The organism is Ignavibacterium sp., assembly GCA_032027145.1.
Taxonomy (GTDB): Bacteria; Bacteroidota; Ignavibacteria; order Ignavibacteriales; family Ignavibacteriaceae; genus IGN3.
The window spans coordinates 2,401,664-2,426,974 of sequence record JAVSMP010000001.1 but is presented as its reverse complement, the minus strand read 5'-3'; the positions used below and the strand labels follow the sequence as shown (position 1 = coordinate 2,426,974).

The following is a 25,311-nucleotide window of genomic DNA, read 5'->3' as shown; positions in this document are numbered from 1 at the left end:
CACCTAAAATTTTTTATTCTAAATAATCATATTTCAATTTACCGGCATATTTAAATAGATTGACCTGATGCCGCTTTCACCGGTTTCAAATTTTACATTTCCGCTATGAGCGTGTATAATTGAAGATGCAAGTGCAAAAGTGTATCCCTTCTCCGGATTAGCTATTAAATCAAATACTTCCGTCCCATTATTTTTTTGAGTCGTTTTCTTTCCATTCAGAGTTAAAGATATTTCAACCATTTCATTGTTTATTGCTGCTGATATTATAAGTTCCTTTTTCGCCGGGCTTTGTTCTATGAAGCTTTGTAATATTTGCTTCAAGGCAAATTCAATTTGCCTAACATCCATATAAACCGGCGGCAGTTTTGGTTCACTCTTAAAAGAAAAATTATAACCGGGATTATTCTGTATAATTTCATTCATACATTTTTTAGTCAGATGAAAAAGATTATATCTAACTTTTTTCATCGGTTTAGGCGCAACAAGGTTAGATAGGTGCGATATGTGTGAACCCAAACGCTCTAATTTTTCCGATAACAATTTTACCGTAAAAGAATTTCCATCACCATTATTATAAATACTTTTCAAAGATTTCGTTAACCCTTCACAAGCAGAATAATCATTCATTATACCGTTATTAACAACGTTTATTACGGTTGATATTTTTTCTAACGCAGCCAGCCGGGCTTTTTCAGCTTGAACTTTTTTTAATCTATCTATCAACACTCCGGCTATTATTCCTACTGTCCAGATTAATATTAACTCAGAAAGATTTTCTGCAATATATAACTTTGAAAAAAGTCCTGTATTTAAAGAGTGCGGCAGATATAATAATGAAACGACCAGTGCCAGCTTTATTGCTCCTTTTATACCTAAAAATAATGCAGCTAAAAGAACCGGTAAAAAATATAACTTCGATAAAAGCTGATGCAGAAAATCAAGATAAATTTCTTCCTGGGAGAAAGTTAAGAAGTGAACAAGACTAATCGCTATTGCTAATAAAACGGTTCCGCTTAATATTTTTTCCCCTTTACTTCCTGCTATTCTGTTCATCATAGGAGAAATCATTTTTAATACCTTACTCATCATCTTCACTCTCATCTGTTCATTTTACTTCAGCATTGAAAAAAATATTGATACTTAACTCCAAACTTGCTTGAGGATTTTGCTGCGTAATTGCAGATGCCTCTTCAAATTCAAATTCTGCTTTGTCTTTCTCTCCGCTAATTTCATAAAGAACACCAAGCAAGTAATGACCTTCTGCCTGAGATGAGTTCTCAACCTCATCAATCTTTGCATATTTCATTGCCTTCTCATAATCATTTTTCTTAAAATAAACATCAGCAAGCAGCAGTTCCATTCGATTGAAACGTAAATCAAATGATTGCATTTCATTTACCACAGCAAGTACCTTATCATAATCTTTAAGCAGCCAGTAAGCAAGAGATTTTCCCAAATAACTTTCAGTATCTTTATTATCTCTCTTCAAAGCACGGTTAAAAGATTCAAGCGCTTCGTTGAACATTTTGTTCTGCAAATAAATAATTCCCAATTGACGGATTGAGTTTGGACTGGTCGAATCAAGCTCCGCTGCTTTGTTAAGATTAATAACTGCTTCATCAAGCCGTCCCATTATACTGTTCAGAATGCCAAGGTTATGGTATGCTCTTGCTTTTTGAGGATTGAACTTTACAGCTTTCTTAAAATACCCGAGCGATTTTTCCAAATCCGCAGCTCGTTGATAAATTACTCCAAGGTTAGTTAGTGCATCATAATTTGTGCTGTCAATTTCAATAACTTCTTCATAATACTTGTGGATATTCTCCATTTCAGATTCGTCAAAAATCTGATCTAAAAGATTTTCCTTTCCTATTGTTTTTTTTGCGGATCCATTCATACTTTGTGCGATTAAGCAAGAGTTTAAGACCGTAAAGAACCAACAAACAAAAACAATATTTTTTGAGAAATATTCTTTCACAACTTCATCTCATTCTAATATTCCATTTTAACTGTAAATCCAATCCCACAATCCATTTCCCATCAAACATCTTCCATCAAATCGCTACTGCGCCTCTCTCATTTGTTCTTATCTTAACAACGTTACTAACTTCAATTACAAATATTTTTCCATCTCCCGGATTTCCCGTATGAGCCGTTCTTTGAATTACATCTATCACTTGATCAACAATATCATTATGAACAACCAATTCTATTTTAACTCTTGGCACAAACTCGTGTAACCCTTCACTGATTTTATCCTGTGCATTTCTGGCTTTTGATTTACCAAATCCTTTTATTTCCGAAATTGTAATACCGGGCAATCCTTCTATTTTTTTAAGCTCAGTTATTACCGCATCGAGTTTAAAATCTCTTATAATTGCTTTTATTTCTTTCATAATTATTCTCCATATTTTTTAGTTAAGCGAGATGACATCTTTTAGAAAGATGTCATCTCTACAAGTTTTACATTTCACGTTCGCTGAATTTTATTGAAAACCATTTGTATAAAGCGGGCAAAACTAATAGAGTAAGTATAGTTGAAGTAAACAATCCACCAACTACCACGGTTGCAAGAGGTCTTTGAACTTCACTCCCTGTACCTGCCGCAAACAATAATGGAATTAAACCAAGAGCGGTTGTAAGCGCGGTCATTAAAACCGGTCTTACTCTTAACAAAGCTCCTTTAACCGACGCTTCATCTATTTTTAAACCTTCTCTCATCAGTTGATTAAAATAAGTAACGAGTATCATTCCGTTTTCTAATGCGACGCCAAATAACGCAATAAAGCCAACCGAGGAAGGAACAGAAAGATTTTGTCCTGTTATCCAGAGCCCTACTACACCGCCGATTAACGCAAGCGGAATATTCAAAAGAATAAGCAGTGAGTTTTTAACGGATCCAAAATTGAAAAAGAGTAATAAAAATATCAGAAGTAACGTGATCGGAATAACTACTGCAAATCTTTTATTTGCTTCCTGCTGAAGTCTGAACTGTCCGCCCCACGTTACAAGATAGCCGGCTGGCAGCTTCACGTTTGATTCGATTACTTGCTGTCCTTCTTCAACAAATGAACCTATATCTCTACCAACAACATTTGCCTGTATAGTTATAAACCGCTGGTTATTTTCTCTGGTTATTTGTCTCGGTCCTATTACTTCTTCTATTTCAGCAAGCTGACTTAGCGGCACATTTGTCCCATTTGGTGCTTTAATAAGTATTTTACCAATGTCGCTTGCCGTTAATCTTGCTTCGGGTGTGAATCGGACTAGTATATCGAATCTTCTTATTTCTTCAAATATTTGTCCTGCAGTTTCTCCGCCTACCGCTGTTCTAATTACCTGCTGCACATCTTCAACATTAATTCCGTAACGGGCTATGCTATGTCTGTTTATCACAATTTTTAACTGCGGTGCACCCGTTACCTGGTCAACCTGAACATCTTCGGCTCCTTTTACAGTTCTGATAACCGAAGCAATTTTTTCTGCTTCATTCTTTAAAACTTCAAGGTCACCGCCAAATAATTTGATAGCCAATTCTGCTCTTACACCTTCGAGAAGTTCATCAACAGTCATCTGAATCGGCTGAGTGAAGTTAACAAGCGCGCCCGGTATTTCTCCAAATTCTTCACGAATAATTTCTTCTAATTCACCCTGACTCATATCGCGCCGCCATTGTTCTTTGGGCTTAAGAAGTACATACATTTCCGCACTATTTATTGGGTCCGTATGAGCACCCACTTCACCTCTGCCAATTCTTGTAACTGCTCCTGCTACTTCCTGTATTTTCATTAATCTTCTTTCGGCAATCAATGTTAATCTTGTGCTTTCAGTTAACGATATTGACGGAGCCATTGACATCCTCATTACAATAGTTCCTTCCTGCAAGGTTGGCGTAAACTCGGAGCCAAGCTGAGGAAAAATTATTATTCCGAATAATAATATTAATGAAGCCAGCATTACTGCAATTATTCTTCTTCGCACAAAAAATCTTACAACCGGTTCATATACTTTTTGCAGTTGTAATACAATCCATAATTCTTTTTGTTCTTTATTGCTGTTGATTTCTTTTTTTGTTCTTCTCATTAAATAAGAAGAAAGAACCGGAGCAATTAGTACGGCAAATATTAATGACCCCAGCATCGCAAGTGCAATGGTATATGCAAGGGGACTGAATGTTTTTCCTTCAACACCCTGAAGTGTAAACAGCGGAATAAAGACAACAATAATAATGATTATTGCGAAAGTAATTGGACGGATTACTTCTTTACCTGCTACAGATATAATATGAATGAAGTTTTCTTCTTTACCAGATTCTCGTTTCAGCCGGTCAATATTTTCCACCAAAACAATTGTCGCATCCACCATCATTCCAATGGCAATAGCCAGCCCGCCGAAGGACATAAGGTTTATTGAAATATTAAAGTAGCTCATCCCAATAAACGCAAAAAGAATAGCAAAGGGTATTGACAGTGCAACCACTATGCTTGGGCGCAGAGATCCCATAAAAATCATCAGAATAATTACTACTAAAATTATTCCCTGCCATAATGCATTTGTTACCGTTGTAACTGCAGATTCTACAAGTGATTTTTGTTCGTAGTAAGGAACTATTTTTATTCCTTCCGGAAGTATTTTATTTATTTCAGCAAGCTTTTGTTCAACCGCGCTAATTACAGTAGAAGAGTTTGTTCCGTACAATTTCACTACCATACCCGAAACTACTTCACCAATTCCATTCCTTGTTTGAACACCCCGCCTGATTGCACCACCTATTTCAACATCCGCCAACTGGGAAAGATAAATGGGTATTCCATCTTCAGCTTTTATTATAATGTTTTCAATGTCTTCAATTTTTTGTGTTAGCCCGACAGACCGGACAACAAATTCTTCAGCATCCTTTTCAATAAATTGTGCACCAACATTTAAATTATTTGCTTTTATCTTCTCAACAATTTCATTTATAGTCACATCATAGCGCAGTAGTGCATTCGGATCTATAGCAACCTGAAACTGTTTTTCATATCCGCCAATACCAAGCACTTCTGTAACACCGGGAACTGTTTGAAGCTGGTATTTTATCAGCCAGTCTTGTATTGTTCTTAATTCTTCAAGTGTATATGTGCCGGTAGTATCATCAAGATAATAAAACAAAACCAAGCCCATTCCGGTTGATATTGGTCCCATCTGCGGATCACCAAAACCTTCCGGTATCTGTTCTCTTGCTTCAGTAAGTCTCTCGTTTACTAATTGCCTTGCAAAATAAATATCGGTTCCATCCTTGAAATATATATTCACAACCGATAAGCCGAAATTTGAAACAGATCTTATGGTTTCAAGATTTGGCAGACCGTTCATTGTTACTTCAATAGGATAAGTAACATATTTTTCAACTTCTTCCGGCGCTAATCCTTCTGTAACTGTAAAAACCTGAACAAGTGAAGGTGAAACATCCGGGAAAGCATCTATTGGAAGCTGCTTATAACTTAAATAACCAGCAGCCATTATTATTATTCCTAAAACAAGAATCAGAAGTCTGTTCTTTAATACAAAATCTATTATTTTATTCATTTCATCTCCTTTTAATGTCCGTGTCCGCCGCCGAAAGATTCTTTCAATATCTCGGCTTTGAGTATGAATGAATTTTTAGATACATATTGATCGCCAGCTTTTAATCCACTAATAATTTCAATATTATCATCATTTTCATTACCTGTTTTTACAACTTGAGGCTTGAATCCGCCATCTTCATCTTTTACAAAAACAACTATCTGTTCTTCTAAAGTTTGCAATGCTGTTTTTTCAACTACTATCGGAAATTTTTTTTCGCTTGCATATACTTTTGCAGTCACGAACATCCCTGGCAGCCATTTACCGGATTGATTATTCAATATTACTCTTGCGGTGGCTGTTCTTGTTTTTTCATCAACAATAGGACTCACATAGGAAATGGTTCCCGTCTCTTCAATATCCATTGAACCAACCGAAACAAGCGCTCTCTGCCCGCCTCTGATTTTTCCAAGATCTTTTTGATAAATATTAAAATTAGCCCAGACTCTATCAAGATCTGCAATTGTAAAAGCGTGTGCTTCATTTCCAATCAGTTCACCCTGTGTCATATGCATTTCTATTATTGTTCCGCTTATCAATGATTGAACCTCATAGGTGGTTAAACTTTCATTGCTTTCTATTAAGGCAAGAGTTTCTCCTTTTTTTACTTTATCGCCCACAGTTTTATAAACTTCTTTAACTATACCATTAAACCGCGGAATTATATGTGAAATTCTCGAAGGTTCAGCAATTATTTCACCGGTTAAATCAATGTGTGTTTTTATTATTCCGGGTCCAGCTTCTTTAACTTCAATTCCGAATTCTTTCATTGTTTCTTCTGTAAGAACAATTTCTTCCGAATGCTCTTCATTTTCATTTTGCGTTTCAGCTTTGCTATGTTCTTCTGTTTCAACACCTTCAATCTCTGTTTTTTCATCGGAACATCCGGCTGCAAAAACTACTAATAATGTTATGAACAATATTCCTATTAGTTTCATTTGTTTTTCTCCAAAATACTTTTTCATTTTATTAAATTTTTCCCTGTTATGTTTTCTATTTCTATCAATGCGTTGTAATAATCTGCCAACTCAAGCAAGAATTGCGTTTGGGTTTCAAATAATGTTCTCTGTGCATCCAATAAATCAATAAAAGCAAATCTTCCTTGTATATATCCTTGTCTTGTTATCTCGTATGCATTCTCCGCTTCGGGGATGATGTTGTTCTTCAACTGCAGCGAATTATTGTAAGAACTCAAAAGATTATTATTAGCTGTATTTAATTTTGCTATTACATTTAACCTTCGTGCATTTTTAATTGCATCTATTTGCTCTAATCTTACTTCTGCTGCCTGGATGTTTCCCTGGTTCCTGCTAAAAAAAGGAAGCGGGATTGAAACTCCGGCAACAAATGAATTGGTTTTCAGTTCATTCAAATATCTTACGCCCAAGCTTGCCGTTAAATCCGGAATTGCCTGTGATTCTTCCAACTCAAGCTGTGCTTTTCTGATATTAGTTTCATTATTTAGGTTTTTTATTGAAGGAATATTTTCTAAATCTTGTAGCACGTTTTCTTTGTTTGGCGGCGTAAGAAGATTTTCAAACAAATCCGTAGATGGTACCAGATTTTTTCCAGTTGTACCCAATAAAGAATTTAATCTTGTTTGAACCGATAAATAACTTCTTTGCAGACGCTGCAATTCTATCTGGCTGTTAATCAAAGCAACTTTTACTTTTGATTCTTCAGCCGGAGAAGTTCGTCCTGCTTTTACACGTTCTGAAATAGTTTTCAGAATATCTTCATTGAGTTCAACAAATTTTCTTTGCTGCTCAATCTGCATTTGAATTTGAAACAACAAAAAGAAAGTTGATTTGACGCTGGCAATAACATCAAGCTTTAGCAGTTCATACTCTCCCTTTGAGGAGACAATTTCAGTTTCAGCAAGATTTAAACGGCTGCCTCTCTTTCCTCCAAGCTCAAAAAGCTGGCTGCCTGAAAGAGTATATTGACTTCCTTTGAAGCCGCTTAATTCCTTTCCGCCGAGAAAATCTTCTGCTTCAAAATTCGCTTCGGGATTGGGAATTAGCCCGGCTTGAATTTTTTGTTTCTCGAGAAAAGTTAACTCATATTCAAATGCCTTCAGATTCGGATTGTTTTTTAAGGCAATTTCAACTGCTTCAGTAATTGTTATTTCTTCTGTTTGATTTTTAATTGAATCATTCCCTTGTTGTGCACCTGTCTGAACAATCAAGCTTAATAACAAGAGAACTAATACACTTATAATGCGCATACATTCTCCAAATGGTCTTAAAATTTATTAATGGATTTTGTGGAGTAAGAACAAGAGTAGGATTAAATCAGAAGAAGAACAGTTTTATATGAATCGAGTTGTGTCGATTTGTAGTTTATTTCTTGTGTTATTAAAGTAGATTTTTTTTCTTCACTTGAAACATTAAGATTGTTAAAATCAATTAATATTGTAGAATTTAATGGCTGGTATTTCTTTACGGTAACTGAATATTCTTCATCACAATTTTCGGTTATAGCAACATCCTCACAAAGATTACATTCCTCATTAATATTTGCTTCTAAATAGTTAGTATTGTTTGATGACGAAATAATAGTAGCACAGCAGTATTGTTTGTTAGCCATACTTTCCAGCACTACACGTCCATCACTTTCGAAACAAATTACATAACTTTGTAATACAACATGTGCAAGCAAAAGATGAATAACAAATATCTGCAGAAATACTTTTCGAACAGCGACACGCTCAACAATACTTTTAAAAATATTTAGATTCTTTCTCTTCATTGGCTGAAAATATAATGATTTCTTATTATTTATGAAAGGTTAATTAATAATGACAATCAATTATTGTTGTTAAAAAACCTATTCCTGCTATTAAGAATTTCATTTTTAATAGCTGTTTAATCTTACGGCTTTATGTTGTTAAATAAGCGTCTTTTACTTTTAAAATGCCGGCTGCACACATAGCCGGGCATTTTTTAAATCAACTAAAATATTTTAGCACTCGAACTTTTAAGAACTTTAAAAATATTTAAACTCCTTAAAAAACCGCTTTAAAAATCAAAACTAAAAATTCACTTTTCAAATCAATTCCATAGTTTTTTCTTTGGCATCAGAGTTTCATAAGAAATTTCAAATGTTGAAAAGTAGTGATAAATAAATGTTTGAAAATGGTTTGATATGGTATTTGGGTTACCTGGTTTTTACGACCGGATTAATTGTTACTTTTTTAAAAGTTTTTAAGGATAAAAAAAGATAAATCAGGAAATTTTTATGACTAAAGCTCTTGTATTGTTTCTTCTGTTTGCAGGAATTATTTCTTCCTATTCACAAACAAATGATAGCTCTCTCGATTCTTTAATAAACCAGGCACTTCTGGTTAGTCCCAAATTAAAAATGTTAAAAGCAAAGTATAATGCATCTGAGAGCAGGATTGAAGTAAACTCAAATTTGCCCGACCCGATGCTTACTCTCGGGTTAATGAACTTACCCACTAATTCATTTTCTTTTACACAGGAACCAATGACAGGAAAAATAGTCGGTTTAAGCCAGGCTTTTCCATTTCCGGGCAAGCTGGGCTCTGTTGCGGATGTAGCTGAAAAAGATGCTGAAATTGTTACCAAAGAAATATCAGATTCAGAGAATGAAATCAAAAAGATTATCTCCCAGAATTATTGGGAACTGGTGTTCGTCAGAAAAGCAATTGACGTTGCAAATGAGAGCAAAATATTATTGAAAGATATAGCGGAAGTTGTCAGAGCTAATTACTCCGTTTCGAAGGCAAGCCAGCAGAACCTTTTAAAAGTTGAACTTGAAATAACAAATATTACAGATAGAATTGAAGAGATGAAGAGCAAAGAAAATTCTCTCGTTTCAATGATAAATGCACAGCTTTTAAGAGATGCTCAATCATTTATCTATACAAATGACCTTCCTTCAATTGAATATTTAAAAATTACTCAGAATAAGCTTGATTCTCTCGCTAAATCTTACAGACCTTTTCTCGAAGGTATTCAATTAGCAAAACAAAAAGCTGAGTTGATGAAAGATCTTGCAGAATATGATTACTATCCCAACTTCAATTTGTCATTGCAGTACTCATTCAGAGATAAAATTGAAAAAACAAATATGCCTCTGGATGATTTCTTTTCTGTTATGGTTGGTCTTTCCATACCGCTTAATTATGGAGGCAAAGTAACCGCAAAAGTTGAAGAAGCAGAAGCAATGCAGAATATGTATGAGGAACAATATCAGGCATCTTTACAAATGCTAAACGGAACTTTTGGATCATCAATTGCAAAGCTTAACACTCTGCAGGAAAGAATAAAGCTGATTGAAGAAGCTTTGCTTCCCCAGGCACAGCAGACTTATTCTGCATCTCTTTCAAGCTATCAGGTTGCACAGATTGATTTTATCAACGTAGTTGATGCACAAAATAAATTATACCAGGTAGAGACAAACCTTTACAGGTTAAAATCAGAATACCTAAAAGAAATTAACGAACTTGAATTTTTAACAGGAATAGAATTTTAACAGGAGCAATAAAAGTGAAAAAGAAAATCATAATAATAATTGGACTTGCGTTTATAATAATAGCAGTTGGATTGTACTTTATAATTGAATCTAACGGTGGGGATAGTTCAACAAACACATCTGAGAAACAGCTTTACACCTGCGGAATGCATCCTGACGTAATATCCGAAGAACCAGGGGATTGCCCTATATGCGGTATGAAATTGCTTCCGAAAAAAGGAACAGGGTCATCTACGATTAGTGGAGAAAGAAAAATTCTTTACTGGCGCGCCCCGATGGACCCAAATGAAATTTATGATGCACCCGGAAAATCAAAAATGGGGATGGATCTGGTTCCCGTTTATGAAGATGCAGCAGGCGCTGAAGGCATTGTTTCAATAGATCCAACAGTTGTTCAAAATATGAATGTTAAAACTGCGCTTGTAGAAAAGAAAAGTCTTTCCTCAGAAGTTGTTACAAATGGAATCTTAACCACCAATGAAAAAACAGAGTATATAGTTACAACAAGAGTTAACGGGTGGGTTGAAAATCTTTACATAAACTATACAGGTCAGCCTGTTACAAAAGGTCAAAAGCTGATGGACATATACTCCCCTGAACTCGTTGCTGCCCAACAGGAGTTGATTACAGCACTTAATTATCAGAAAGCGGTGAACAAGACAAGTTTCGATGAGGTTCGCGAAAGCGGCGATGAGCTTTTAAAGAATGCTGTCAGAAAACTTCAGCTTTTGGAAATACCTGAAAGCGACATTGAAAAAATTAAAGAGACACGTGAAGTAAAAACTTATGTTACACTTTATGCACAAAGCAGCGGAACCGTTTTAGAAAAAAATATTCTGGATGGACAGAAAATAATGGCTGGTATGCCGCTCCTAAAAATTGCTAATCTTTCTAATCTATGGTTAACAGCGGACGTTTATGAGTATGAACTTTCTAAAATAAAAGAAGGCTCTAAAGCTGAGATTAGATTTAATTACTTCCCCGGAAAAGTCTATGAAGGGAAAGTATCATTCATTTATCCCACACTTGAAACGAAAACCAGAACAGTAAAGATAAGAATAGATATTCCCAATACTAAAGGCGAACTGAAACCTTCAATGTTTGCCAACGTAGTTATTAAAGGAAAAGATTTAGGAGTTAAACCGGTTATACCTGAAAATGCTGTAATAAGAAGCGGAAGAAAAGATATAATAATTCTTGCATTGGGTGAAGGAAAATTCAAACCGCAGGAAATTACTCTAGGTGATTATTCAGATGGATATTATCAAGTTATAAGAGGATTATCTGAAGGAAGTAAGATAGTAACATCAGCTCAATTCTTAATTGATTCGGAGAGTAATCTGAGAGCTGCAGTTAGTCAGTTTAAAGGTGCTGATAAATTAAAAACACCGGAGAAAGAAGAAACACCCGAACATAAACTTGATACAATGTCTGATGCTGATAAAGAAGAAATGGATATGCCGGAACAAAGTGATAAGGAAATGAATAAAGATATGGAATCTCATTCCGGTCATGAACATTCTTCCCCATTAATAAGAACCGGAGTAATTGATTTGAAAGCAATTGATAAAAATAAAGATGGAAAAGTTTTTCAGGATGTTATGGATTGGAACGTAATTTCTGATGAACCCGGTAGATGCCCTATTTGCAATATGGAGTTGCAGGAAGTTACTCTTGATGAAGCAAAGAAAAACTTAATTGAAAACGAATTTAAAGTAAAATAAAAACACTGGAGATTTTGGATGGTACCTGGCACCGGAAATAAAGAAAGTATTATTGCCAAACTTATTGAATGGTCAATAAATAATAAAGTAATGGTTATAATATTAACTACAGCTTTAATATTCGCAGGAATATGGGCTGTGGCTAATACGCCTATAGATGCACTTCCCGATTTAAGCGATGTTCAAGTAATAATTTTAACCGAATACCCTGGACAGGGACCACGGATTGTTGAAGATCAGGTTACTTATCCCCTTACCACTAAAATGCTTTCTGTTCCCTATGCAAAGGATGTTAGAGGTTACTCAATGTTCGGTTATTCGATGGTGTATATAATTTTTGAGGATGGAACGGATATATACTGGGCCCGAAGCCGTGTACTTGAGTACCTGAGCGGCTTGAAAGGTGCGCTTCCAGATGGCGTTAGTCCGCAGATTGGTCCCGATGCTACCGGATTGGGATGGGTTTATCAATATGTGCTTCAATCCGATAAAAAAGATTTACAGGAGCTGCGTTCAATTCAAGATTTCTTTTTGAAATATGAACTTACTTCTATACCGGGAGTTGCAGAAGTAGCAAGTATTGGCGGTTATGTTAAGCAATACCAGGTTAATGTAGATCCTACAAAATTAGCTTCTTACAATATTCCGCTGCAAAAAGTAAAAATGGCAATTCAGCGAAGCAACAATGATGTTGGCGGTCGTTTGATGGAAATGGGCGAAATGGAATATATGGTGAGAGGATTAGGATATATAAAGAATGAAGAAGATCTAAAAAATATTTCGATAGGTGTTTCCCCGAATACCGGCTCTCCAATATATCTAAGAGATGTAGCAAGTATAGGCATAGGTCCAGAGTTAAGGAGAGGACTTGCTGAATGGAATGGAGAGGGAGAAACGGTTGGAGGCATTATAATTATAAGATTCGGTGAAAATGCTCTTGCAGTTATTGATAAAGTAAAAGAGCGACTTGAAGAATTAAAAAAATCTTTGCCGCCTGATGTTAAAATTCTTCCGGCTTACGACCGGTCAACATTAATTAATAGCGCAATAGATAATTTAAAAATGACGCTTACCGAAGAAACGATAATTGTTGCACTTATTATCATTGCTTTTTTACTTCATTTTAGAAGCTCCTTTGTTGCAATATTTACGCTTCCTACAGCAGTTTTAGTTTCATTCTTAATCATGAAGCTGCAGGGAATAAACGCGAATATTATGTCACTTGGCGGAATTGCCATTGCGATCGGGGCAATGGTAGATGCCTCAATTATTCTTGTTGAAAATGCTGCGTCGCATATGTCTGAAGACCAGGACAAGCCGAAAGAAAAGCAAAGGCCTCATTGGAATATAATTATGGAGTCGGCAAAGGAAGTAGGTCCATCAATATTTTATTCACTGCTTGTTATAACCGTTTCTTTTCTTCCCGTGTTTACACTTGAGCAGCAGGAAGGAAGACTATTTAAACCGTTAGCCTTTACAAAAACTTATGCAATGGGTGCCGCTGCAATATTAGCCGTTACAATTGTGCCGGTTTTACTCGGATATTTTGTACGTGGTAAAATGAGAAAAGAAGAAGACAATCCTATTACAAGGTTTTTGGTAAAACTGTATCATCCTGTTGTTGACTTTGTAATGAAAAGAAGATATTGGGTTATGGGGACTGCACTTGCTGTTATTCTTGTCACAATAATTCCTTTTACAAAGATCGGATCAGAGTTTATGCCGCCGTTGTATGAAGGCGATCTTCTCTATATGCCTACAACTTTACCCGGAGTATCAATTACAAAAGCCAGAGAAATATTACAGCAGACTGATAAGATCATTGCATCTTTTCCCGAAGTAGAAACGGTATTCGGAAAAATTGGACGTGCTGAAACAGCTACTGATCCGGCTCCACTTACAATGATTGAAACCACTATTCAACTAAAACCGAAGGACCAATGGCGTGAAGGAATGACGCCCGAAAAATTAATTGAAGAATTAAATAATGCTGTTCAAATTTCCGGTTTAACAAATGCCTGGACAATGCCGATTAAAACCAGAATTGATATGCTCTCTACAGGAATTAAAACTCCTGTAGGAATTAAAATAGCAGGACCGGATTTAAATATTCTGCAAGATCTTGGTAAACAAGTTGAAGAAGTTATTAAAACAGTTCCCGGCACGCGCTCTGCTTATGCAGAAAGATCCGTAGGTGGTAATTATGTTGACTTTAACATTGATAGAGAAGCAATTGCAAGATACGGATTGAATATTCAGGATGTTCAGGATGTGTTTATGTCCGCTGTCGGCGGCATGAATATAACAAAAACGGTTGAAGGGATTGAAAGGTACCCGGTAAACCTCCGGTATCAGAGAGACTATAGAGAAAATATAGAATCTTTAAAAAGAGTATTGGTCCCGATTCCCGGCGGCGGGAATATTCCATTAGAAGAACTCGGCAACATTGAAGTAGTTAAAGGTCCTCCTATGATCAAATCTGAAAATGCAAGACCTAACACCTGGGTGTTCGTGGATCTTACTGTGTCTGATATTGGTTCATTTATAGAAGATGCAAAAAGTGCAATAGACAAACATATTACACTTCCCCCCGGCTATTCAATTAAATGGAGCGGCCAGTATGAATATATGGAAAGAGCTTCTGCTCATCTTTCGTTAGTTATTCCTCTAACTCTCTTAATAGTAATTGTGCTTCTTTATATGAACACAAAATCGATGTTGAAAACAGGTATTGTTCTGCTTGCACTTCCTTTTTCTCTGGTGGGCGCTATTTGGTTCCTTTACCTTGCAGGATTCAACCTTAGTGTTGCTGTTTGGGTTGGTATAATAGCTTTGCTAGGCGTTGATGCAGAAACCGGTGTAGTAATGCTTTTATATCTCGATATATCTTACGAAAAATTTAAGAAGAATGGATTGTTAAAAACTATGGCAGACCTGAAAGAATCAATTTTCGAAGGCGCTGTTAAGAGAGTCCGCCCTAAAATGATGACTGTATTAACTACTATGCTGGGTCTGCTTCCGATCCTAATAGGTGTTGGTGTTGGTTCTGATACAATGAAAAGAATTGCTGCACCAATGGTAGGTGGAATTCTTACAAGTTTTATAATGGAGCTTACTGTTTACCCGGCAATATTCTATGCATTAAAAAGACGTGAAGTCAGAAAAATGTGGAAAGAACAAGAACAATTAAATCCTGCAGTTAATTAAAGAGGTAAAAAAATGAAACAAATTTTGGCTTTAATATCAATTTTAATAGTAGCAGCCGGTTTAACTTTTTCTCAGCAAAATAACACTGAAGTTTTTTCTGATGAAAAGGTAATAGAAGTAAATCCTTTGGATAGAAAAATTACTGAACCGAAAAATGAGCTTTGTCCTGTTGAGGGTGAGGAAATTAATTCAACGATAACTCAACTTATTTATAATAATAAAATAATCGGTTTTTGCTGTGAAGTATGCGATGAGGCATTCCTAAAAAATCCAAAAGCTTATGAAGATAAATTAAATGGAAAGGATGCTTAGATGGAATATATTGTTTTAACTGGTGTGATAAGTCTGTTTATTTTCTTTGGTGTTAGAAAATTCAAAAAAGCCTCTCAAGGCAAAGATTGCTGCAAATAATAAAAAGGGAAAGTAATGAAAGAAATAAAAGCATACATAAGACCGGATATGGCAGACAGGGTAATTTCTAGTCTTGAATTAGCGGGTATTAAGGGAATGACGATCATAGATGTTTCTACAATCGGAGGTTGGGTAGATCCCGAACGCTCACAAATGTCTATTGATTACTGCGAGAAATATTGCAGCAGTGTTAAGATAGAACTCGTTTGCTCAGATGAAGAGCTCGAAAAATTTGTAACTGTAATTTTAGAGAATGCTCATACAGGTAGAAAAGGAGACGGAAAAATTTTCGTTTCCGATATTACAGACGCTATAAGCATTAGAACCAAACAGCACGGTGCTGAAGCGCTTTGATTTTTAGAATTAAAAAATTTGTCAGCTAAAAAGGAATAGGTTATGAAACTCAGTTCACTAAAAATATTTTTGCTCATTATTATAATATCTGCCTCTTCAAGTTTTGTATGGGCGCAGTTCGAACCGAAGGCAGTGATTCATCCAATGAGTTATGATTATGGCAATATTGTTCAGGACTCGGTTGTAACAACAATATTTGTAATTACTAATGAAGGTAATGATATCCTTAAAATAAAGGATGTTAAAGCTTCTTGCGGATGCACCGCAGTAGTCGTTGGTGAGCACGAACTAAAACCCGGTGAGTCAACAGAAATTGAAGTATCATTTGATTCAAAAGGAAGAACAGGCAAGCAGAATAAAACTATTACCGTTAGTACAAATGATCCTGATAACAGCATAATAAAACTTGCTATTACAGGAAATGTGATTAAAAAGGAGAAATCCAGTACATTAAAATAATTAATTCAAAAAATAACATATACATTAATAATGAAGAAAGTACAATGAAACAACTAACAAAAATCTTTGCTGTGGCGTTATTCGTTTCAGCATCTTTATGACAGAAGAAGATTCCGAAACAAGTTCGGGATGACAAGAAAGTAATAAATTAAATAATTCACAATCAACAAAAGGAGTAACACAATGTCAAAACAACTCTTAATCACAATCGCACTTGTTTCTTTCTTTAGTGCATTCATGCTTGCACAGGAACAAACTGATAAACAAGAAAAGAAAGAGTGTGCAAAGGGATGCTGTTCAGGTCATGAATCAGAAACGATGACAATAGCACATATGGAAATGGACAGCACTAAATCAGGTCATAAACATATGGATATGAAAGATCATAAAAATATGAAGATGGATTCCAGCAAAACAAATAAAGAATCCTGGGTAAGAGAAGGTGAAATAGACCTTAAAGCAATTGATAAAAATAAAGATGGCAAAGTTTTTCAGGATATGATGGACTGGAATGTCATATCAGATGAAGCTGGTGAATGCCCGCTTTGCGGAATGAAACTAAAAGAGGTTACTATCGAAAAAGCAAAAGAAAATCTTGTTAAACATAATTTCAAAGTAAAAGAATAAACCTTTCCATCACTCCCCCCTCCTCTCCTTGATACGGAGAGAAGATGGGGGTGAGATTAAAGTGAGATGATAAAATGATTTGTAATAGCTGCGGCGTAAATAATAAAGAAGAAAATAAATTCTGTATAAATTGCGGTGATGAATTGATAGTGGCAGAAAATACTTCCGGGAATGACTGCCCCAATTGCGGAGCAGAAAACGATGAAGAAAATAAGTTTTGCATTTCCTGCGGTCATCAATTAAATAAAAATGCTGGACAAAGAAAAAACTTTGCTGAACAAAGCAAAGCTGTTACCAGCACGGGTAAAAAAGGGAAAAGCAAAAAGCAGTTGCACCGGGAATCGAAAGGCAGTTTTAAAAGAAAACAGGCAAGAAAATTTTCCGGCCTAAAAAATCTAAAATTATTGTGGATAACTGTGGGAGTTGTTTTAGGTTCAGTTATACTTGCAACCTCATTTGATTTGATATTTCGTCCTCAGACAAAAGATATTCCCGTTGAAATAAAAAGCAGTAATCCTGTTGTTGAAGCAAAAGTATTTGAGATAGCTTCAAAGTTCGTTTGTTCCTGTGGAACCTGTAATGAGGAATCGCTTGAAGTATGTACTTGTGGTCGTGCTGTGGAAGAAAGACAATTTATCCGTGATTACTTAGAACAAAATCAGAAATCAGAGGATATAGTTGTGGCAGTTGCAAATAAATATGGCTGGCTTAAGGCAGAGTTTGCATCTGCTTTTAATGTAGATGCTTCAAAGGTTTGGAATCCCAACCAATTGCAAATTTCCAATAATATAATTCCTCCTATTTCGCCAGCACCTGCAACGTCAAATAACAAAGCTACGATTTCAGACAGGTATACGATTTACTCTGCATTTAACTGTCCATGTGGTCAATGCAGAATTGACGAACTGAAGGATTGCAACTGCCCTCATCCGAATGGAGCTAAAGAAGTAAAGAAATTTATTGATGAAAAGATTAATGAAAATAAATATTCAGTGAATGATATAATTGACTTTGTAGATAAAAAATACGGCGGTAAAAAAATATAGAAAGAATGATTGAAGAAAGGAGAAAAAAATGTTTCACGATATGAGCTTTATGGGAATGTGGTGGTTATGGCTGATAATAATAATTGCTGTAGTAATCATTCTTGTTTATTCAAATAATTCGCGTGGCAGTATGCCAAATATATCCAGCGAAACACCGCTGGATCTGTTAAAGAAGCGTTATGCTAAAGGAGAAATTGATAAACAAGAGTTTGAAGAAAAGAAAAAAGATTTGTTAAACTAATTTGAATATAGGTGATAATATGCATGAAATTAATTACTGTCCACAATGCGGTGAAAAAATAAACGGAAAGGTAATATTCTGCCCTTCCTGCGGTCATAAAATTTACAATAAACCGTCTGTAGCTTATAATAGAGATAATTCAAAGAGAGAAAAAGTTCTTAATCAAAGAAGCGGTAGTAATAAGAAAGGTTTTATAACGGCAGGAGTAATAGTTTTATTTGTTAGTGCAATAATTTTTTATATCAATGCAAAGCCCTCAAAGGAAGAAGCGGTAATCAACCAGCAGCCCAAAATTACAAATGCTGTAAACTATCCGTTTACCCGGTTCGATCATTTCTATTCAATTGCATTTGAACAGAATGGGAAAATTATCTTGCCTCTTGATGTTGTAAAAGAAAAGAAGTTTGTAAAGTTTGATTACCAGGGCACAAACTCCTCCATTCCGCTTCTGGCTTATCTTACAGAGGACGGTAAAGTAGTAACTGCAATAAGCTTATGCGAGCCTTGCGACTCAAAAGATTTTCACATTCAGGGAAGTAATTTAATTTGCAACTCCTGCGGTACTACCTGGGATTTAAATAATCTTGATGCAATAAGCGGTTCGTGTGGTAAATATCCACCAGACCCTGTTCCAAGTAAAGTTGTTGGAAATGAAATTCAGATAGATGAATACGCTGTAACAAGCTGGACCAGAAGGAATTAAAATGAGAAATGTTAAGCGAAGCGAAATCCGCTTTTGGAGGAAAAATGGGAAGTCAGGAGAAATACTTTTTACCTTGTACCCTTCAATGGAGTTTAAATAGATGAAACTATATAACATTTCTCTGCAGAGTTTAAGAAGAAGGAAATCAAGAACGGCTTTCCTTGTAATTGGGTTGCTGCTGGCTGTTGCATCATTTGTAACACTGTATGTTGTTTCAGAAAATGTAAATAAAAGTGTTGCAGAAAATCTTGATGAATTCGGCGCTAATATGCTTATTACACCTCAAAGTGATGGTTTGAATCTTAACTATGGTGGTATATCCATAACAGGACTAACATTTGAAAACAACAATCTTAATCAGGAAGACATAGAAAAAATTAAAACAATAAAAAATAAAGATAACCTAAGCGTAATTGCACCGAAGCTTTTCAACTCTGTAAAGATTATAACTTTAAATGGAACCAATGAAAAAAATATGGTTGCTGCAGGTATCAATTTTAAAGATGAAATAAGATTGAAGAAATGGTGGAGAATAAAAGGCAAGTATCCTTCGCAGGAGAATGAAATTTTAGTTGGCAATGAAGTTTCAAAACTTTTAGGAACAAAATTAAATCAGAAAATAAATCTTAATGGAGAAGAATTTTTAATCTCTGGAATTTTAGAGGAAACGGGCTCGCAGGATGATGCTCTTATATTTCTTGACCTAAAAAAATCTCAAGATCTTTTTAATAAAAAGAATGAGTTAAGCTTAATTGAAATAGCTGCTCGCTGCTACGATTGCCCAATCGAAGAAATTGTAAGACAAACTTCCGGCAAATTACCTAGAGCCAAAGTAACCGCCATTAAGCAATCAATCGAATCCAAAATGACAGCGATACATCGCTTTGAACATTTTTCACTTGGTATCTCTGGGGTAATTCTTATTATCTCCCTTTTAATAGTTTTCACAAATGTTAATGCCTCAGTTAATGAAAGAACAAAAGAGATTGGAATTTTTATGTCGGTAGGGTTCAGAAGGTGGCACATTATTAAAATCATTTTACTTGAAGTTTTAATAGCAAGTTTTATTGCTGGTGTTTTTGGTTTCTTCATCGGTATTGCCGGGGCAAAAATTATTACTCCGATTTTAAGTATGGATAACAGCATAAAAATTAATTTCAGCTATACTTTATTATTCATATCAGCCGGACTGGCTGTAACTGCCGGGCTGCTTGCAAGTGTTCTCCCCGCACTTAAAGCAGCCAGGCTCGATCCTACTGTTGCATTCAGAAGTTTGTGAGGAAATGATATGAGCTTAATACAAATAAATAATCTTACAAAAGAATACAAAAGCGGTAACGAAAAAGTTACGGCTGTAAACAATATTTCATTAGAAATAAAACAAGGTGAATTCATTTCTTTAATGGGTGAATCCGGTTCCGGCAAAAGCACTTTGCTTACAATGATTGGCGGACTAAATAAACCTACTAACGGCAATATTATTATTGATGAAATTGATATTTACAATCTTTCTCCAAATAGTCTTGCCGATTTTAGAAGAGAGTATATCGGGATTGTGTTCCAATCTTTTCAGCTAATACCATATTTAACAGTTATAGAAAATGTTCAGCTTCCTCTTGCAACAAACGGTCACTCCAAAAAACTGCAAGCTGAACTTGCATCATCAATTTTAAACAAAGTTCACCTTGAGAGTAAAAGAAAGAGGTTGATTAATGAATTAAGCGGTGGTGAACAGCAAAGAGTAGCAATCGCACGTGCACTTATCAATGATCCGCTTATACTTTTAACAGATGAACCAACCGGCAATCTTGACAGCAAAACCAGTGAAGATATTATGAACATTTTTTTACACCTAAATCAAGCTGGTAAGAGCATAATTATGGTTACTCATAATGCAGATTTTAAAAAATACTCATCCAGAAATATTAATCTATCTGATGGAAAATTGGTATGCTAAAAATAAGTAAGAAAGATTTCCTTGTTCGTGACCCGGTTTGCGGAATTCATATAGACCCGGAATACGCTGCTGATTTAGATTTCTACAAGGGCAAAATATTATACTTTTGCTCATATCCTTGCAAAGAAAAATTTGAAGCTGATCCCGAAAAATATTTTGCAGCAATACACGCTAAGGTTAATAAGAATGAACAATCAAACGAATAATATTACATTGAAGAAATTCCACCAATGCTGAGGTATGATATGAAAAGAATTTTAATACTCGTTGAAGTGCTTTTATCTTTTATTTTTATAAAAGCACAAGACAGTTCAGAGTCAGCAGCCGAAAAAGAATTCAACCAATCTTATGATAAAGGAGTTAAATATTTTTTTGAAGGAAATATTCCTAAAGCAGAAGATTACTTTCAATTAGCACTAAATAATAAGCCGGATGATATAAATACATTAAAGTATCTTGCTGAAATTTCTATAGCAAAACAAAATATACAAATGATTCAATACTACTATGAAAGAGTATTGGAATTGGATTCAAATGATGAAGACGCACTAATAAGTCTTGGCGTTATAAATCTTAATGACGGGAATTTTGATAAAGCAGAAAGTCTTCTTGCGAAAGCGGTAAATATACAACCTGATAATGAGCAAGCACTTTACAATTTGAGTGTTTTATACGGAACAATTGGTGAGTTTCCAAAAGCTGTAAACACTCTGAAAAAATTAATCGCTATCAATCCTTACAACAGTGAAAATTACCAAACTCTCGGATTATTTTATTTATCTCAAAATCTATACACCGATGCTGAAAAATATTTTTTTGAAGCGTTGAGATTAGATAATAATCTAATCGAAGCAAGAAAAGGATTAGTTATTATTTATCAGAATCAGAACAGACTTAAAAAATCGTTAGAATATTTGAATGGATTAGAAGCAATCTCACCAGACTTACAGCATTTAAATATTTTGAAGGCAAGCCAGCAATATCTGGAAGGTAAAATAAAAACGGCTATTAAATATGCACTTCTTGAAATTAAAAACTATCCACAGGAAGCGGATGCATATTATATGTTAAGCGATTTATATAAAATTATTGGTGATGAATCAGAGTCACGACTATATCTTGTAAAAGCGAAACAACTAAATGAGAATAATTCTAAAATAATGGTTTATTCTCTTCTTAATATAAAATAAAACATAATCTTAAAACTTTAAGGAGAATTAAAATGAAGTTAATAATCTTAACAACTGTAATGTTAATGGCGGTTCTTAACCTTAACGTAATCGCTCAGCACGATCACGGGATGCACGGCGGACAGCAGCAGGGAATGAATATGCAAATGCAGAATATGCAAAATATGATGAACAGGATGAATGACATATCCTCACGAATGAACGTAATGATGAAGAATATGAATGAAATGCATCAGCAGCATCAGAATATGCAGATGAATATGCAGCAACAGCATATGCAAAGTATGATGAACGAAAATATGATGCCTATGATGGAATCTATGAATCAAATGTCTGTGAATATGAAAGGAGTGACTCAGCATATGCAAAATATGATGGGAAACAAAGAAATGATGAACAATAAAAAATTCCAAAACAAGATGGATGAAATGATGGATAATATGGATGAGATGATGGGCAACTTTGAAGATATGATGAGTAATATGGAAGAAACTCAAAAACTTATGGAAGAAAAATAAATTAAAGATGAGAACTCTTATTAATTCTTTTTTAGTAACCTCTCTCGTCCTGGCGAAGCGCCAAGCCGTAGCCAGATTGTTTATAGTAATATTTTCTGTCATAATTCTACCTGTTGAAGTGAATGGTCAATCATACCTCTCTGAAAGAAGTTCCGGGTGGATTTTATCAACATCATTCCAGGTTACAGGCGGAAATTATTTTTATAATGAATACAACACTCTTTATTTTCTTTATGGAGGAATTAGTTATCAAAATGAAAACTTCTCCTTATACAGCTATATTCCAGTGATAGCACAAAATCGTCCCGGGTTTACACAATCCGGGATGATGATTATTCCAACAGGCAGAGAAGGTGAAAGCAACGGAGGAATGATAAATGAAGGTGGTAATATGCACGGTGGGAATAATTCTGTTAATCAAAGTTCTATGATGAATTCGCAAATATCTTTAGGTGATTTTTATATATACGGATCATACCAGTTTCTTAATGAAATTAATAATCCTATAGACCTTTATATTACTCCGGGTATAAAATTTCCAACTGCTTCCGCAAGCACAACAATTGGTACAGGAAAATTTGATTATAGTCTTTCGGCAAATGTGAGACGATCAATTGAATCTTTTGTGCTTTTAGCTGAAGTCGGATTTATAAAATTCGGAGATCCTGATGGAATAGATTATAAAAATCCATTTACTTATGGAATTGGATTGGGAAAATTTATTTCTGAAAACGGAAATTCTGTTTTGCTTTATTTTCTTTCCTATACATCTATACTCGATAATTATGAACCGCCGAGACGATTATCTCTTGGATTTAATTTTAAATTAAACTATACAATGGTTTTATCTTTAATTGGTTCTAAAGGTTTAAGTAATTACAGTCCGGACTTTAGTTTGAGCGCAGGTATAAATTTCAGTTTATAATTTCGCAATTATTTTTCAGTCATAAAATTAATAAGGAGGTTGTTATGAAATTACTACCTGATTGGGCACCGAATATTCATCCGATGATTATTCATTTTCCGATTGTGCTTTTAATCCTTGCAGTATTGCTAGATCTTACCGGATTGCTATTGTCAAAATCCGATTGGATTAGAAAGTCAGCATTTCTGCTTTATATTTTAGGAACAATAGCGGCAGTAATTGCGTTTATTACAGGCAATGCCGCTTCCGATAGTATTGAAATTCCCGCTAATGCATTCTCAGCAATAAATGAACACGCCGATTGGGCTGAAACTACATTATGGTTTTTTAGCATTTACACAATTATAAGATTGTCAATCGGAATCTTTTTTAAATCTTTGAAAAAGATTTTCATTATACCAATTGTTCTTATCGGTATTTTAGGTATTTATTTCTTATATCAAACAGGCGATCACGGCGCACAGATGGTATTCGGATATGGTGTAGGGACTGGAAACCTTATCAAACAAGAAAAACAAAAAAATGATACCACAGAAAAAGAACATATATCTGATTCAACCTTTACTATAAATGGAAATGGTTCCTGGAAACTAATTGCGGATAATGGAATAATTAAAGTACTATCAGAAAAATTCAAATGGATAGAAGGTTCATTGGATGGACTCAGTCCAATGTTTGATCCTGCTGAATCTGTTTTAATGTTTCATAAGGTACCTGAATCAATTTTCATTTATGATAATAAATTAAAAGGTGTTCAGGTTACAGCGAAAATTAATATTGATGATTTTACTGGTGAGTTAGAATTGATTCATCACTTTGTGGATAAAAACAATTATGATTTTCTCGGTCTAAAAGATGGAGAAATTTCTCTATCGAGGAAAAGCAATGGCGAAATTAAAATCTTTGAAAAAGAGAAATTCACTAATAAAGACTGGCTTGAAATAAAAGTTGTAAGCGAAGGAACTCATTTCAGAGGTTATATTAACAATAAAATGGTAGTTCACGGGCATGGAACCGAACCTGAATCAGGGGGTGTTGGAATCCGGATTAATGGAAATGGTATTTTTTATCTAAGCTTAGTAGAAGTTCAATCTTTACAATAATAAAATTTAGGTGAATGATATTTCCATTTTAGAAATTACTAGTTGATAAAATAATTTGTGCAAATGGGAATTAAGGATCTAATTCATCAAATAAATCTTATTCTCATATTCCATTAGCATATTCAACTCAAGTGTTAGTTCATCAAACTTTTTACTAATCTCATTCTTTTCACGAACTGAATATGCATCTGTTTTATTTTCCAGTTCAATATATCTTTTAGTCAGCTTCATTGATGTAAATTTTATATCAAAGAATTCAGGATAAAGTTCATCAGGGATTACTGGTATATGTGAAAGCTCATCCGCAAACTCACCAAGAGTTAAATCTGTTTTATCGTATAGATCCTCTGGGATTTCAAATCCATAAATCAATTCAAGTTCTGATAGAGACTTAATAAAATCTATTTCATCCAGATCTTCATCAAATAAATCAGAAATTACAGTTTCTGGGCTGTAATGTTTTCTGATCTTTGATTTAGAATCAAGCAGTGTAGCTAATGTATAAATATATTTAAGCATAATCAGGCCCTGGTTTAATTTCACCTGATGGATTCCAGGTCTCAGACCTTACCTTGTCAAAAGGATTAGCTGGTTTCTTCTGTTTAGCAAGAAGCTTAAGAAAGACTTCCTGTGCTTTTGAGTTATGCTGTGTATCCCTCAGGATATCGTCCATTGATTTGTCTTTAATTTTTTGGTTCATTTGCTCACCTCCAGGATTTGGTTAATTGATTTGTAAAAA

The 25,311-nt window shown here is 34.8% G+C and carries 26 protein-coding genes; 17 read left to right on the top strand and 9 right to left on the bottom strand.

Features of this window, described 5'->3' with window-relative positions:
- Positions 1–33: 33 nt before the first annotated feature.
- From ROY99_10200 to ROY99_10170, 7 genes are all read right to left on the bottom strand, one after another.
- Complete coding sequence (locus ROY99_10200; GenBank protein MDT3696749.1) at positions 34–1,086, bottom strand: hypothetical protein; 1,053 nt, start codon at positions 1,084–1,086, stop codon at positions 34–36.
- 19 nt (positions 1,087–1,105) lie between these two features.
- Positions 1,106–1,897, bottom strand: coding sequence for a tetratricopeptide repeat protein (locus tag ROY99_10195; GenBank protein ID MDT3696748.1), 792 nt, complete (start codon positions 1,895–1,897; stop codon positions 1,106–1,108).
- Between the two features lie 157 nt (positions 1,898–2,054).
- Positions 2,055–2,396, bottom strand: a complete 342-nt coding sequence (locus tag ROY99_10190) for a P-II family nitrogen regulator (protein MDT3696747.1) — start codon at positions 2,394–2,396, stop codon at positions 2,055–2,057.
- Positions 2,397–2,463: 67 nt separating this feature from the next.
- A complete protein-coding gene (locus ROY99_10185; protein MDT3696746.1) occupies positions 2,464–5,568 on the bottom strand; it encodes a CusA/CzcA family heavy metal efflux RND transporter in 3,105 nt (1,034 codons plus the stop codon).
- Positions 5,569–5,579: 11 nt separating this feature from the next.
- On the bottom strand, positions 5,580–6,572 hold the full coding sequence (locus ROY99_10180) for an efflux RND transporter periplasmic adaptor subunit (protein MDT3696745.1): 993 nt from the start codon (positions 6,570–6,572) through the stop codon (positions 5,580–5,582).
- On the bottom strand, positions 6,569–7,834 hold the full coding sequence (locus ROY99_10175) for a TolC family protein (GenBank protein ID MDT3696744.1): 1,266 nt from the start codon (positions 7,832–7,834) through the stop codon (positions 6,569–6,571). The genes ROY99_10180 and ROY99_10175 overlap by 4 nt, the downstream gene beginning before the upstream one ends.
- Positions 7,835–7,896: 62 nt before the next feature.
- Complete coding sequence (locus ROY99_10170; protein ID MDT3696743.1) at positions 7,897–8,358, bottom strand: hypothetical protein; 462 nt, start codon at positions 8,356–8,358, stop codon at positions 7,897–7,899.
- A gap of 489 nt (positions 8,359–8,847) precedes the next feature.
- Between ROY99_10170 and ROY99_10165 the strand changes: the two genes are divergently transcribed.
- The 17 genes from ROY99_10165 to ROY99_10085 all read left to right on the top strand — a co-directional run bounded on the left by ROY99_10165 (position 8,848) and on the right by ROY99_10085 (position 24,572).
- Positions 8,848–10,107: a TolC family protein gene (locus ROY99_10165; protein ID MDT3696742.1), complete on the top strand. Its 1,260-nt coding sequence runs from the start codon at positions 8,848–8,850 to the stop codon at positions 10,105–10,107.
- A 14-nt stretch (positions 10,108–10,121) separates the two neighbouring features.
- Entirely contained in the window at positions 10,122–11,831 is a 1,710-nt protein-coding gene (locus ROY99_10160) for an efflux RND transporter periplasmic adaptor subunit (protein ID MDT3696741.1), read from the top strand.
- Between the two features lie 18 nt (positions 11,832–11,849).
- Complete coding sequence (locus ROY99_10155; GenBank protein MDT3696740.1) at positions 11,850–15,038, top strand: CusA/CzcA family heavy metal efflux RND transporter; 3,189 nt, start codon at positions 11,850–11,852, stop codon at positions 15,036–15,038.
- 12 nt (positions 15,039–15,050) lie between these two features.
- Positions 15,051–15,350 (top strand): hypothetical protein, encoded by a 300-nt coding sequence (locus tag ROY99_10150; GenBank protein ID MDT3696739.1) that lies wholly within the window; start codon positions 15,051–15,053, stop codon positions 15,348–15,350.
- A 114-nt stretch (positions 15,351–15,464) separates the two neighbouring features.
- Positions 15,465–15,803, top strand: coding sequence for a P-II family nitrogen regulator (locus ROY99_10145; GenBank protein ID MDT3696738.1), 339 nt, complete (start codon positions 15,465–15,467; stop codon positions 15,801–15,803).
- Positions 15,804–15,845: 42 nt separating this feature from the next.
- A complete protein-coding gene (locus ROY99_10140) occupies positions 15,846–16,262 on the top strand; it encodes a DUF1573 domain-containing protein (protein MDT3696737.1) in 417 nt (138 codons plus the stop codon).
- A gap of 183 nt (positions 16,263–16,445) precedes the next feature.
- Complete coding sequence (locus tag ROY99_10135) at positions 16,446–16,889, top strand: heavy metal-binding domain-containing protein (protein ID MDT3696736.1); 444 nt, start codon at positions 16,446–16,448, stop codon at positions 16,887–16,889.
- Between the two features lie 74 nt (positions 16,890–16,963).
- Positions 16,964–17,935: a zinc ribbon domain-containing protein gene (locus ROY99_10130; GenBank protein ID MDT3696735.1), complete on the top strand. Its 972-nt coding sequence runs from the start codon at positions 16,964–16,966 to the stop codon at positions 17,933–17,935.
- 28 nt (positions 17,936–17,963) lie between these two features.
- Positions 17,964–18,176, top strand: coding sequence for an SHOCT domain-containing protein (locus ROY99_10125; GenBank protein ID MDT3696734.1), 213 nt, complete (start codon positions 17,964–17,966; stop codon positions 18,174–18,176).
- A 19-nt stretch (positions 18,177–18,195) separates the two neighbouring features.
- Positions 18,196–18,879: a Fe-S-containing protein gene (locus ROY99_10120; GenBank protein ID MDT3696733.1), complete on the top strand. Its 684-nt coding sequence runs from the start codon at positions 18,196–18,198 to the stop codon at positions 18,877–18,879.
- A gap of 100 nt (positions 18,880–18,979) precedes the next feature.
- The gene (locus tag ROY99_10115; protein MDT3696732.1) at positions 18,980–20,158 is read left to right on the top strand and encodes an ABC transporter permease; all 1,179 of its coding nucleotides are present in this window, start codon (positions 18,980–18,982) and stop codon (positions 20,156–20,158) included.
- 9 nt (positions 20,159–20,167) lie between these two features.
- On the top strand, positions 20,168–20,836 hold the full coding sequence (locus ROY99_10110; GenBank protein ID MDT3696731.1) for an ABC transporter ATP-binding protein: 669 nt from the start codon (positions 20,168–20,170) through the stop codon (positions 20,834–20,836).
- A complete protein-coding gene (locus ROY99_10105; protein ID MDT3696730.1) occupies positions 20,830–21,042 on the top strand; it encodes a YHS domain-containing protein in 213 nt (70 codons plus the stop codon). Before ROY99_10110 ends, ROY99_10105 begins: the two co-directional genes overlap by 7 nt.
- Positions 21,043–21,081: 39 nt before the next feature.
- Positions 21,082–22,026: a tetratricopeptide repeat protein gene (locus ROY99_10100; protein ID MDT3696729.1), complete on the top strand. Its 945-nt coding sequence runs from the start codon at positions 21,082–21,084 to the stop codon at positions 22,024–22,026.
- 32 nt (positions 22,027–22,058) lie between these two features.
- A complete protein-coding gene (locus ROY99_10095) occupies positions 22,059–22,544 on the top strand; it encodes a hypothetical protein (GenBank protein ID MDT3696728.1) in 486 nt (161 codons plus the stop codon).
- A 7-nt stretch (positions 22,545–22,551) separates the two neighbouring features.
- Positions 22,552–23,469: a hypothetical protein gene (locus tag ROY99_10090; protein MDT3696727.1), complete on the top strand. Its 918-nt coding sequence runs from the start codon at positions 22,552–22,554 to the stop codon at positions 23,467–23,469.
- 44 nt (positions 23,470–23,513) lie between these two features.
- A complete protein-coding gene (locus tag ROY99_10085; protein ID MDT3696726.1) occupies positions 23,514–24,572 on the top strand; it encodes a DUF2231 domain-containing protein in 1,059 nt (352 codons plus the stop codon).
- 78 nt (positions 24,573–24,650) lie between these two features.
- On the opposite strand, the gene ROY99_10080 is transcribed toward ROY99_10085, so the two are convergent.
- Positions 24,651–25,091 (bottom strand): hypothetical protein, encoded by a 441-nt coding sequence (locus ROY99_10080; protein ID MDT3696725.1) that lies wholly within the window; start codon positions 25,089–25,091, stop codon positions 24,651–24,653.
- The gene (locus ROY99_10075; GenBank protein MDT3696724.1) at positions 25,084–25,272 is read right to left on the bottom strand and encodes a hypothetical protein; all 189 of its coding nucleotides are present in this window, start codon (positions 25,270–25,272) and stop codon (positions 25,084–25,086) included. Before ROY99_10075 ends, ROY99_10080 begins: the two co-directional genes overlap by 8 nt.
- Positions 25,273–25,311 lie beyond the last annotated feature (39 nt).